Here is a 12929-nt window from a genome sequence, read left to right on the forward strand (position 1 = left end):
GTCAGTACAGGAACAAGCCCCAGAACGCGAAGAACAGGAGCACGTGGAACATGGCGAACGCGGTCACCCAGAACAGGACGCGGGCCAGCCGCGTGGACGCGAGCACAGGCTCCCGGCCACTGACCACATCATTGATTGCGCCTTTCCGCGGCGGAAGCTGCGCGATACCACGGGTTTGTGCAACCTCAATGAGTCGCGTGAACACGCGTGACCACGCCCACACCACCAGCGTGCACACCACTTGAATAACCGGCCAGCTCCAATACATCATGCCCGGATCCTCAGCGGGAGCACCACCCCACGCAAGCTGGACGATACCCATAATCACCTGGCCAAGCCCGCCGCCGAACAGGAGCAGCGTTGCCAGCGTAGTAATCGTCAAACTCAGCAAGGCGCCGCCGAAACCGTATTTGAAGCCGAGAGCCGGGCCTTTACGGCGAACAAGAAACACGATTTTCTTGACCAGCGCGACGGCTGCGACAATCAGCGTGAGCAGCAGGGTGACCACCATGGCCAGATGAACCCACGCACCATACACGGTGAGTGCTCGATCCGCATGCAAATCCTTCGGCACGGCAATCGACTGGTAGAGCGTCGAACCGGCGGCACGCTCGCTGGTTTGGTTGAGTCCGGCCGCCGTACCGACCATCCACGTGACCATGTCGTTGACATAGTCGTCGGCGAAACCGGTGCCGGCATCCGCCTCATTGCCCAAACGCAACACGTGGTTCGCCACCGGGTAGCTGCGGATGGTCACATCCCAGTTGCCGGCCTGATGAGCCAAATCAAGGATTTTGCGCGTACCTTCAACCTGCGCGGTCATCACATCCTTCGACCCGTAGGCGACAAACGTGGGGATACGGTACGCCGCGGGCCGCTCGATATCGAGGTCGAAGTTCTTCAAGCCGAACATCGTCCCATCCATATCGAAAACACGGCGGACAATCGACTGGTAGCCGCTGTGCGCACCGACCAGCGTGAAATCCTGGGAAGCGAGGAAACCCAAGGATTGCCTCGGAGAGAACACCATCGGGCTGAGCAGCACTTGGAACGCGACCTTCGGATCCTGCTGCAGCAGGTATGAGCTGATCCACGTGCTTTCGGATGTGGCGTAAATCCCGACATTCTTGGCGTTGACCTGGTTGAGGGAGCGCAGATAGTTGATGGCCTGATCGTAGATGGTCGCGGAAGCCGGATAATCACGGGTGATGTCGTTGGTGGACCAGACCGGTTTGTCGATAACCGCGGTGACGAAACCGGCGGACGACAGTGCGTACGCGACATCGCCGAAGGAGTTGTCGCACGTGCCGTATCCGGCGCCATGCATGAACACGACACCCGGACGGTTCGCCCCCGCGCCTTTGGGCTCGCGGATCAGCATGCGGATCTTCTGGATTTCACCCGTCGATGGGCGTTTCGCGGTGATGGTGGTATACCGTTGCGTCACTTTGTACGTGTTGAGCGTCGGCAGCGTGCTACCGGCGTGGGTGCGGAAGGCGACGGAGGTGTCGCCGGTCAGCATCGCCATGGTTTGGCCTGTCGGCTGGATATCGGCGCTGACGGCCGTAATATGCGAAACGCCAACAAGCATGCCGAGCAGGATAATGAAAATGGGGACACTTACCGCAAGCCGATGACCACGCGACCATGCGCCCAGCGTCTGCTGCTGTGATATCTGCCGCTCCTGCTGCGCAGGACGAGCGGCGGTATGCTCTTCCTGATTCGACACATCGTTCATTCTAACGACAACCACGACCGTTCAGCCCGCCGCAAGAATCCCGTATGCACGCCGCAACATCCCGACCCGCCTGACCGCGACCGTCCCCGTCAACAACCCGCTCCCCCTGCTTCTGCCGACGCTCACCGAACCCGCAGCGTCGGCAGAAGGTCGGATTGCTGCTTCCACCGACACTCACCGACCCGTCAGCGTCGGCAGAAGGTTGGGGATGGAGTGGGGTTAGCGGGCGGGGTGGGTGCCGTCACCGGTGATGGGGACGACGACGGGGCCGCTTTGTGGGGTGACTGTGCCGTTGGCGGCGTTCTCACGTTCGAGACGGTCCGCGATCTCATGCGCATGCTCAAGCAGCGTGGGGACGATACGATCCTCCGGGACAGTCTCGATAACCTTGCCTTTGATGAAAATCTGCCCTTTACCGTTGCCTGAAGCCACACCCAAGTCAGCTTCACGCGCCTCGCCCGGGCCGTTGACGATGCAGCCCATAACTGCCACGCGGATCGGAGCTTTGATATCCTTCAACCCGTCGGTCACCTGTTTGGCGAGCTCAATCACATCAACCTGCGCACGACCGCAGCTCGGGCAGGAAATAATATCGAAATGCCGCTGGCGAAGACCCAAATATTCAAGAATCTTGCAGCCGACCTTCACCTCCTCAACAGGAGGCGCAGACAGGGACACGCGAATCGTGTCGCCAATACCCTCAGCCAGCAGCGCACCGAACGCCAGACACGATTTGATCGTCCCCTGCCACGCCGGACCGGCCTCGGTCACACCCAAATGCAGCGGCCAATCCCCCTTGCTCGCAAGCAGACGATACGTCTGCACCATAGTGACCGGATCGTGGTGCTTGACAGAAATCTTGAAATCATGGAAGCCGACATCCTCGAACATGCGGGCTTCCTTCAACGCCGAAGCGACCAGCGCCTCAGGGGTCGGACCACCATACTTCGCGTACAGTTCCTTATCAAGCGAGCCGGCGTTCACGCCGATACGCAACGAAATGCCCGCATCCGTGGCCGCCTTGCAAATCGACGGGCCAACCTCGTCGAACTTGCGGATATTGCCCGGGTTGACACGCACCGCGGCACACCCGGCATCAATCGCCTGAAACACGTATTTGCTTTGGAAATGGATGTCCGCAATCACCGGAAGCGGTGATTTCGCGACAATCGCAGGCAACGCGTCCGCATCATCCTGACTGGGCACCGCGACGCGGACAATATCGCAACCGGCCTGTGCGAGCTCACCAATCTGGCGGAGCGTAGCGTTCACATCCACTGTCGGCGTGTTGGTCATCGATTGCACGGAAATCGGCGCACCACCGCCAACCGGCACCGGACCGACCATAATACGGCGGGATTTGCGCCTCGGATGCAACGGGCTTTCACTGATATCAGGGGTTCCTGTCTTACGGAACCCCGCCTCGGCGCCCGCGGTCAATTCATCGTCTTGAATGCTGATGCTTTCCTTCACACTTGCTTGTTTATCAAAACATCAGCACGTTGGCGCGCTTCACGCTCAACTTGCCCCATTTCCTCCACGGATGCGAACAGCGGATTGCCGCGAAGCTCGGCATCCATGTGGTCGATGACGGCTTTGACCGTGTCCACGATACCCAGATACGGCAGACGGCCGTCGAGGAACGCGTGAACCGCCTGCTCGTTCGCAGCGTTCAATACCGCCGTATGCTTCTCGGACGCGGCAAGGCACTGCCGGGCGAGCGAAACCGCAGGGAACGCCTCGTTGTCAAGAGGTTCGAAGGTCCATTGCGCGGCTTGCGTCCAATCGCACGCAGCAGCCACGTTTCCAAGCCGCTCGGGCGCAGACAAACCGAGCGCGATCGGCAGACGCATATCAGGCGGTGACATTTGTCCGATAGTCGCGCCATCGCGGAATTCCACCATCGAATGCACAATCGACTGCGGGTGGACCGTCACCTCGATACGCTCCGGAGGAATATCAAACAGGCGGCTCGCCTCAATAACCTCCAACCCCTTGTTCATCAGCGTAGACGAATTGATCGTGACCACCGGTCCCATATGCCACGTGGGATGGTTCAACGCTTGCGCGGGCGTGATGTCAGTCATCTCGTCGCGGCGCATCCCGCGGAACGGGCCGCCTGAAGCCGTGACAATCAGTTTCGCGACCTCGCCGTGGCGGCCGGAACGCAGCGACTGCCAAATCGCGGAATGCTCGGAATCCACCGGGTTGATCTGCTGGTCACGCACCTGAGCACTGAACAGCAGGTGTCCGCCGGCGACCACCGACTCCTTATTCGCCAACGCCAGCTGGGAACCCGCCTGAAGCGCGGCAATCGACGGTTCAAGACCGATAGAGCCGGTGATACCGTTCAGTACCATGTCCGCACCGCAACCAGCCAAAGCGACCACCGCCTGGCGGCCTGCATGGATCGCGGTGTTCGACGCTCCGGCCTGATTGAGAGCCTCACGAAGCGCCCCGACCTTGGACTCATCGGCAATCGCAACCTGCGGTACGTGGAACAATGCCGCCTGTTGGGCGAGCAAATCAACATGGCCGCCGCCAGCAGCGAGCCCGGTTACCGTGAACCGGTCAGGATGACGGGCGATGACATCAAGTCCTTGCGTGCCGATCGACCCGGTCGATCCCAGCACGATAACAGTGGATTGTCTGATCACAGTGGATGCTTCCTACTTCTTGCGGTTGTCCGGCGCAACGCCCGGCAGCCTTCCGGTACCGTATGCGCGTATCAGGAAGTGCGGGCACTCCCCTTGGCCCGGTTCACATGATACACGCGGCGGATTCGAGCAACGTGCCAAACGACTACACGATACGGCGGTCGGCTGCTTGACACGTGTACGACTCCCCGTCTCGCAGTATCGGACGGAACCGTGCGGCATCACTTGCCGGACGAATTGTCGTCATTCCACGTGGGGAACGACAAATCCGGGATATCGAAACCGAAACCGGAGCCAGCGGCAGGATTCGCTTCGGGGAACAATCCGGCCGACGTGGGTTTCGCGGTCTTCTGGCGGTCCGGCGTCTGCTGCTGTGCGGCGGACGTGGTGTCCGCAGCGGCAGCGGCCGTCGAGGAATCCGTAGTGGCTGGCGCGGACGGCTGCGATTGCGGAGCGACTGGAGCTACCGGCTCCTGGACAGCTTGAGCTGAAGCATCAGCGCTGAAGGGGGATGCGAATGCGGCGGTCGGCGCGGAATCGAACGAAGCCGGGGGAACACTGGATTCGGTGGAAACCGGGGAGACCGGAACCGCCGGAGTGTCCGGAGTGAATGCGGATGACGGTGCGGGAGCGTACACGCCCGGGATTTCGCCCAACTTCTGGCGTGGCTGTGTGCTACCGGATTCCTGAGCGAGTCCTGAACCGAATGACGGGGTGATGGACGGCGAAGACGCAGCGGCAGACTCGCCGGTTCCAAACGACGGGGTGACCGACGGGGTTGCGGCGGCAGACGCCGGCGTGGACGCATGGCTGCCGGCGAGCGCCGCCAGTGAAGGGCTGCCGTGCAGGCTTTCCTGTGCCGCGCGAATCGCCGAATCGGAGGATGGGGCGAATGACGGCAGGTCGGTGGCCTGCTGGGTGGGAATCGTCTGCTGGTTCACGGCAGCCGCATCGAAGGACGGAACCGATGATACCGGTGAATACGCGGTGCCGGTTGGCGGAACCGGAGCGACCGGCGTGGACTGGTCGAACAGGCTGGTTGTCTCGGATGCCGGCTGGTCAGGCTGGCCGAACACCGACGGGTTTTGCGACTGCGTCTGGGTGAAAATCGCTTGTTCTGCTTCGTGGAGCGCGTCGAAGGATTGTGTGGCTTCGGCGGCAGGAACCGTTGAGGCGGCAGCGGATGCCGCTGCGAGTGACGCCGCTGCCGATCCGGGAGCGAATTGCGGGAGTTCCTGATCTTGACCGGAATGCTGGCCGGACTGGGCGAACAGCGGCTTGACACCGTTATCGGCGTGCTGTTGGGCGGCTTGCTCATCAGGGGTGCCGACATAATCGGCCACGCGGGCGTATGATTCGATGCGGCTGAGCAGTTGGACGCACGCGTTGATGTAGTAGTCGACCTGACGTTCGTCATACCCGCGATGGCCGCGACGCTGCGTGAAAATCACATTCGACACGCGTTGGGCGTTCAAATCGATGTCCTTTTTCGCATGGTCCTGATCTGCTCCCCCGATACCAAGTTCGGCGGCGGCTTTATCAACGATCTGGTCGACCAGACGATCGACCTGCTTGCGGTCGTATGACGGCTGCTTGCCGGTTCCAGCGGCGAACCGCTTGCGCTGCGGGCGCTTGGCGTGTTCGGCGATCTGACGGTACAGTTCCTCGGTCTGGGCTTTCCACGCCACGCGTCCATGCTGCGTGATCTCCCACGTGGTTTGCTTGTCGACCACCGCACGCTCCAAGCGTGTCAATGCGGCGTCGACCTGGGCGATGGCGTACCCGCCCTTGCGCATGTCGAAGGACACGTTTTGGATGTCCTTTTGCGTCAGCTGCATGCCTTCACTGTCGTACAGCTCGTGCGCGTGCTCAAGAAACTTGTCGACCTGGGGCACGTCATAGCCCCATTTGCGCTTGCTGACAAGCGCAATACCTGACGCACCCTGCTCGGTTTCAGGTTTCTTAGCCATTGGCTACCGACCTCCTAGACATATGTTCTGATGGCTCAACTCTACGTGACTGTTTAGACTCTTCGGCTGGGAAAATACATAAACCGCACGGTATTGGCACGCCGTCCGGGTGTGCGTTGACGAGTGAACACGCCGGTATGCGACGGGTTCGACGCGACATGCGGTAGAGTGGAATGTCGCGGGCGATTAGCTCAGTTGGCTAGAGCGCCACCTTTACACGGTGGATGTCGGGGGTTCGAATCCCTCATCGCCCACTTGATACGTGGTGCATACGTGGTGCCGCAAAACATTGTTTTGCGTGTGATGCGCGGCGCCGACACAGCATCAAAATCAAGGCGGTCTTTTGGCCTCAGGCGCCATGTTCGCGGCGATTGTTTGAACACACACCCACTTGATTCGTCGGCCTTTGTGTGGGAGAATTTGGCGATTTCCTGATTCGGCGCTGTTCTCCCGCGATCGGCGTGGGAGGTTATCGAGATTCCGTGCCGTCGCGACAGTTCTCCCAACGGGAACGTTGAAATCGCGCGGTTCTTGGATTGCGCCTGTGAAGCCGTTTTCGGGAGGATGTCGCGCGATCCGCCAATCAGCGATAAACTCCCACGAAACCACGGGACTTTATCCCCGATGCAGCCTAATCGCAGTAATCTCCCGCATCAGTGCGGGAAGTTATTCGGCATCAGGCGTATACGGTACAAATTCCCCGTCGCATTTGCGCGGGAATCCACCATACGCCACGCACTGCCTTGCCAAATCGGTTACGCCGGAATCAATCCCCGCGTAACCGATCGCAGGAAGATGAAAATGACATCGGCCGGTATTGACGCAAACCCGTACGCCCGACATGCCAGCCGGACGACACCGCCAGCCGACTCAGTCCGTCAACCGGTCAGTGCGCCGAACCTTTGCCGAAGGCACGCAGCTGGATACCGTTCCAATCCTTGCTCACCGTCAACGGCGTGGCGGCATTCATGCCGGCGGTCTGCGCAGCGGACTGCACAGTACTCGCATTCGGAGCCCCCTCACGACCGGGCTTCGGGCACAACACCCACATCGGGCCGTCATCGCCCAACACCGCATACGCATCAACGATAGTGTCGGCGAGCTCATCCTCGTCATCGCCGTCACGCCACCAAATGATGACCCCATCGACGGCGGAATCATAATCCTCGTCAACGAGTTCCTCGCCCGTCAACGTTTCGATCTTCTCGCGGATCGAATCATCGACGTCATCATCCCACAGCCATTCCTGCACGATGTCCCCGGAGCGGAAACCGAACTCTTCAGCGTTTTGAAATGCCGTTTCAATCACGTTGCACAATATAGCAAGACACGCGAACTTATGTGTTACCAAGCCCTATGCGTGGACATCGCGTGCAGCCGCACACCCATCGCACGCCAAACGCAAGCCCCGATTCACACCGTGCAGTGCGGCAGCTTCTCCCCCTTGCCTTGCCCGATAGCCACCAGCGCCTGATACGCCTCATCAAGCGTGGACACTTTCACGTCCCGCAAGCCGGATGGCACGTGGCCGACAACCTCATCACAGTTGGACGCGGGAGCAAGGAACCATGCGGCGCCATCACGCTTCGCTCCAAGCATTTTCAGCCGAATACCGCCAATCGCGCCGACTTTGCCACCGTTTTCCATCGTCCCCGTACCGGCGATGATCTTACCGCCGGTCTCATCACGCGCCGTGAGCTTACTGATCGTACCAAGCGTGTACATCATGCCCGCGGACGGACCGCCAATATCATCAATATGCATACGCACGCGCACGCCACTGGTATCCACACCAAGCCGTTTCGCATACGCGAGCGCCTGCTTGGTGGCGGATTTCTGCGATCCGGACATCTCATGATGAGACTCCTTGTCGTAGTCCTCCGAACTTTGACCGGGCGGGAATACCGCTTCGCTGGGCAGTACGGTGGTGTCCGAACGCATATACATGGCAAGCGTCTCAATATTGGGCATCGCATACCCGGGGACGCCTGCGGCGTTGACCGTCACCATGAGCAGTTGCCCGGACTGCTTATGCGTCGCCACCCCTGAAATCGCGATGATCTGCTTGCCGTCCGACGTACCGAGCACGTTGCGCGTGGGGCCGGGGGTTTCAACAACGTACGGGCTGGGCATGATCAGCACCAGAACACACAACAGAACACAAAACGCCCCGGCATAGTAGCCGAGACTACGACGGTTGAAATCGCTACGGGCGCGGCGCAAAGATGCCACGGTGGCGCGGCGGATACGTGTCAAGCTCATACCCGCCATACTAGCCAGCACACCTGTCGAAGCGTCGCCGGCGATACGCCGCTGTAAGAGCTTGGCACCGGTTTCCTCACCTTGAGCGAACACGGGCGCAAAGGACTGTAGTATTGGGGATACTTAAGGCAATAACCGCGGCACATGCATGCAAAGGATGACAGGTCATGGACGAAAACGCGATACACCAATGGCTCATCGATTGTTTCGGCCAAATCCAAGGGGAAATGGCCTGGCAGCAGCTTTCCCAGCTTCCGCAGGAGGTGCGCGACCAGCTGGCGCAACAGAATCCGGACAACCTGCCCAAACCCGATGAAGTACGCGCGATGATGAAAGCCTTCACCGAAGGCGGTCTCAACTCGCTGATGGATATGCAGCAGGCAGTCGACCGCGGGCCGATCAACGTGAAACTCGCCAGCACCATCGCGCTGGAGCGCGCCAACGATGAGGAATCCTGGCATACCGTCAACGCGCAGGATGCTGCAAGCGTCCGCCGTGCGGCAAGCGAAGCGAACCTGTGGCTTGACAGCGCGTGCGCTTTCGACCCGGCTCCCGGCGAACCCGACGTGCTGACGCGAGCCGATTGGGTCAACGGGACACTCAACTCATGGGCGACATTCGCGGCACCAGTCGCCTCGGCGATGAATGAGGCACTCGCCTCGGTTGTCTCCGAACGATTGGGCGACACGTTCGGCGGGGAAATCGCCGGCGTGTACGCAGGCCCCATTCCGATACCGATTCCTGACAATCTCAAGGATCCAGGCCAAATCGTCAAACTGCTGGCCAACACCTCATTCGCCATGCAGCTCGGCCACGCCGCTGGCGATCTGTCTCACGAAGTACGCGGCAGTTTCGATCAAAGCGTGCCGCTGCTCGGCAATCCGGCAGGCGGAATCATCGCGCAAAACGCCATTGAATATGCGCGCTCACTGGACATCGACCAAAGTGAAGTGCTCGCGTTCCTCGCTTTGCAGGAGGAAGCACACGCACGCCTGTTCGCGGCCGTCCCATGGCTCATGCCACGTTTTGAAGCACTGATCGGCAAGTATGCGCGTGGCACCCGCATCGACTTGGATGCGATGGAAGAACAGCTGCGTGACGCGCAAATCATGAATCCTGACTCCTTCTCCGGGGCTGTGAACCTGACCAACGTGGCCATTCCGGACACTCCGGAACAGCGTGAAGCGCTGTCAAGCCTCGAACGACTGCTCGCCGCAGTGGAAGGCTGGGTGGATTGCGTCACGTGGAAAGCCGGCATGGCGCACCTGCCGCATCTTGACCAGTTGCGTGAGATGATGCGTCGTGAACGTGCCGTCGGCGGGGTTGCGCAACGCAGTTTCGAATCGCTGCTCGGCTTGCAGTTGCGCCCCAAGCGGCTGCGTGAGGCGGCTGACTTGTGGGCAAGTATCGACGCGCAATCCGGTATGGAGGAGCGCGACGCAAGATGGTCGCATCCTGATCTGTTGCCGCAACTGCCGAGCGAAACAGCAGCCCCGCACGCGGCATCGTCACACAGCGATACGCCCGCCGATACGGCGACCGACGACACGCAGACCGCGTCCAGCATTGATTGGGATGCTGAATTGTCCAAACTGCTCGATGAGGATGCCCGGCAGCATGCAGAGTCCGAAACCGGTGACAGCGCCAATGCCGGCGGCAGTGATGCCAGTGATATCAAAGCCAGCGATGCCAAAGCCGGCGGCAATACTCCGGCGCATGATGCCGGGAATTTGCGCAGCTCAGGCGATGCCGACAACACGAACGGCGGCGACGACGGCAAGCCCGGGCAGGAAGGTGAAACCGGCGCGGACGAGCCAGGCGAAAGCCGGTAGTACCGGCAATCCCCGGTAATTACGGCAGTTGACAGTACCGTACAGCCGACCATCCCACAAGGCGCAGGGCACCATGATGCCCTGCGCCTTCAGTATGTCACGCAAGGAACCGGCTGGGGCGACGCCTCACCCCGCTGCCATTGGACTGACGGTCCGCGAATGACAAGTGCAGCGTATCCTCCGCACGCGTCACCCCCACATACATCAATCGACGCTCCTCCTCAAGCGCCTCCCCCGGCGCCGGCGAACCATACGGCAGCAGTCCCTCGGAACATCCGATAAGAAACACATGCTTGAACTCCAAACCCTTCGACGCATGAATCGTGGACACGGTCACCGCACCCTTCGTGCCCGCAATCCCCAGCGCTTCAAGCATCGCCGCCTTCTCCTGAGCGTCATCGGCAAGCGAAGAAGCCTGCCAGCCCGCGTCACGACGGACACGAAAACGGACACCCTGCGCACGCAACGCCGCACACACCGGCTGCTGCTGCGCGTTGATCCTGGACAGGACCGCGATATCCGACGCCGGTACGCCTTGGGCGATCAGCCGGGCGATACGCGTGGCAACCCCCTGCGCCTCCTGCTCATCATCAGCATATCGCGTGCTCGCCACACGTGAACCGTCACCACGGCCGGATTCCAAGCGCAAATAATCCCCACGCTCCGGCGAAGCGGCAAGCACACGGCTGGCATATCCGACAATCTGCGGCGTAGAACGGTAATCCGTACGCAAACTGATATCAGCGGCGACCGGAGCGAACTCCCGTGTGAAATGCAGCAGATCATAGCTACTTGCCCCGGCGAACGAGTAAATCGTCTGCGCAGGATCGCCCACCACACAAATATTGCGGTTATCCCCCAGCCAGCGGGTCAACAGGCGATGCTGCAACGGTGAGACATCCTGGTATTCGTCAACCGTCAGCCAGCGGATCGACGAGCGGATGATGCGAGCAGCATCAGCATCATCATCAATGACATGGCACACCATGAGCAGGATATCGTTGAAATCAATCTCCCCTTTCGAAGATTTTTCAATCTCATACGCGGTATACACGTCGGCAAACTGTCCGGCCTCCAAACCGATAGGCGGGCGGCGGCCGACCGCGGCGCACACTCGTGCATAATCGTCCGGAGCGACAAGCTGAACCTTACACCAGTTGATTTCAGCAAGCACATCACGCACTGCGGCGGACCCCGTCTGAGACGGGTCAAGCCCTTCAGGATTAATCGTGCGGCGCAACGCATTCGCCGTCAGCTCGTGGGGACGATTGGTGACATGCGGGAACGGAGCCTCACCGCACACGTCAGGCCACACCCGACGAAGCTGGTGGAGAGCCGCCGAATGAAACGTCGCGGCAGTGACCTGATCGCCCACCCCGAGAGAAGCAAGTCTGGCGCGCATTTCAGCCGCCGCCTTGACCGAGAAGGTGACCGCGAGCACGCCGCGGGCATCCCACACACCCGACGTGCACGCATACGCGATACGCCGGGTGATGGTGCGCGTCTTACCGGCGCCAGCGCATGCCACAATCCGTACAGGCCCCTCAAGTGTCGTCGCGGCTTGACGCTGCGCGTCATCCAACCCGGCAAGCACATCATCGTCAACCGTCTCATCCATATTTCGCTATTGTGTCAGCCGGCACGGCTTGACGCAAACCGGCTGAAGGTCCGTGGGAAGCGGGCGGGAGGGGTGCAGTGGGGGTGCGGGGTAGACGGGAGCACGTGAGGTATGAGAGAAGCGGGAGATGAGGGAGGTGAGGTGAGGAATAGGGGGTGTGAGAGGTGTGCAGAGTGCGCGGGTGCAGAGCGTGGGATGCGGAGTGTGAGGAGTGTTGAGGGGGTGAGGGGTGGGAGGAGGGGGGTGAGGATGCGGGGTGTGAAGAGTGAGAGGATGTGCGTGGTGTGGGGCAAGTGGGAACGAATGCTTGGGATGCGCGAATCGTACTTGACGGCGTGTCGCGTATGACAGCTGCTGTGCGTGGGATTTCTGTGCTTGAGGCTTCCGTATGCGGGATTGCCGCTTAAACACGGGGTCGCCGTGCGCGGGCTTCCGTGCCGATCGCGGGAGATTACTGCGAACGGGTTGTATCGAGAATAAAGTCCCGTGGTTTCACGGGAGTTTATCGCCGATTGGCGGATTGCGCGACATCCTCCCGAAAACGGCTTCACAGGCGCAATCCAAGAACCGCGCGATTTCAACGTTCCCGTTGGGAGAACTGTCGCGACGGCACGGAATCTCGATAACCTCCCGCGCAGATTGCGGAAGAACAGCGCCGAATCAGGAAATCGCCAAATTCTCCCACATAAACGCCACCATACAAGCCGCTCCATTCGGGCTCCCGTTCACACCCGACACCTAACAGCCCGATGTGTGAGCCAAACCTCACAAAACGATACCTCGACCCGCCAAAAACACCGATCCCGGCCACCACACCCGCCACCGTGTGAGCCAATCCTCACAAACCGACAC

Annotated in this window: 8 protein-coding genes and 1 tRNA gene; 2 read left to right on the top strand and 7 right to left on the bottom strand. The window is 60.5% G+C overall.

Annotated elements, in window-relative coordinates; translation table 11 throughout:
* Window position 1: 1 nt before the first annotated feature.
* The 4 genes from BBOU_RS03340 to BBOU_RS03355 all read right to left on the bottom strand — a co-directional run bounded on the left by BBOU_RS03340 (window position 2) and on the right by BBOU_RS03355 (window position 6365).
* Complete coding sequence (locus BBOU_RS03340; protein WP_026502763.1) at window positions 2–1738, bottom strand: alpha/beta hydrolase family protein; 1737 nt, start codon at window positions 1736–1738, stop codon at window positions 2–4.
* 219 nt (window positions 1739–1957) lie between these two features.
* Entirely contained in the window at window positions 1958–3211 is a 1254-nt protein-coding gene (gene ispG / locus BBOU_RS03345) for a flavodoxin-dependent (E)-4-hydroxy-3-methylbut-2-enyl-diphosphate synthase (protein ID WP_238551993.1), read from the bottom strand.
* Window positions 3208–4392: a 1-deoxy-D-xylulose-5-phosphate reductoisomerase gene (dxr, locus tag BBOU_RS08835; protein WP_051616708.1), complete on the bottom strand. Its 1185-nt coding sequence runs from the start codon at window positions 4390–4392 to the stop codon at window positions 3208–3210. The genes ispG and dxr overlap by 4 nt, the downstream gene beginning before the upstream one ends.
* A 224-nt stretch (window positions 4393–4616) precedes the next feature.
* Entirely contained in the window at window positions 4617–6365 is a 1749-nt protein-coding gene (locus BBOU_RS03355; RefSeq protein WP_026502765.1) for a DivIVA domain-containing protein, read from the bottom strand.
* A gap of 180 nt (window positions 6366–6545) precedes the next feature.
* Here BBOU_RS03355 and BBOU_RS03360 point away from each other — a divergent pair.
* A tRNA-Val gene (locus tag BBOU_RS03360) sits at window positions 6546–6619 on the top strand.
* Window positions 6620–7251: 632 nt separating this feature from the next.
* On the opposite strand, the gene BBOU_RS03365 is transcribed toward BBOU_RS03360, so the two are convergent.
* Both BBOU_RS03365 and BBOU_RS03370 read right to left on the bottom strand, forming a co-directional pair.
* The gene (locus tag BBOU_RS03365; RefSeq protein WP_205827821.1) at window positions 7252–7683 is read right to left on the bottom strand and encodes a DUF3052 domain-containing protein; all 432 of its coding nucleotides are present in this window, start codon (window positions 7681–7683) and stop codon (window positions 7252–7254) included.
* A gap of 95 nt (window positions 7684–7778) precedes the next feature.
* Window positions 7779–8627: a YlbL family protein gene (locus BBOU_RS03370; protein ID WP_026502767.1), complete on the bottom strand. Its 849-nt coding sequence runs from the start codon at window positions 8625–8627 to the stop codon at window positions 7779–7781.
* A gap of 167 nt (window positions 8628–8794) precedes the next feature.
* Here BBOU_RS03370 and BBOU_RS03375 point away from each other — a divergent pair, with 167 nt between their 5' ends.
* Window positions 8795–10459: a zinc-dependent metalloprotease gene (locus tag BBOU_RS03375; RefSeq protein WP_081815490.1), complete on the top strand. Its 1665-nt coding sequence runs from the start codon at window positions 8795–8797 to the stop codon at window positions 10457–10459.
* Between the two features lie 97 nt (window positions 10460–10556).
* On the opposite strand, the gene BBOU_RS03380 is transcribed toward BBOU_RS03375, so the two are convergent.
* Complete coding sequence (locus BBOU_RS03380) at window positions 10557–12077, bottom strand: ATP-dependent helicase (RefSeq protein ID WP_026502768.1); 1521 nt, start codon at window positions 12075–12077, stop codon at window positions 10557–10559.
* Window positions 12078–12929: the final 852 nt, after the last annotated feature.

This window comes from Bifidobacterium boum (assembly GCF_000741535.1).
Classification (GTDB): Bacteria; Actinomycetota; Actinomycetes; order Actinomycetales; family Bifidobacteriaceae; genus Bifidobacterium; species Bifidobacterium boum.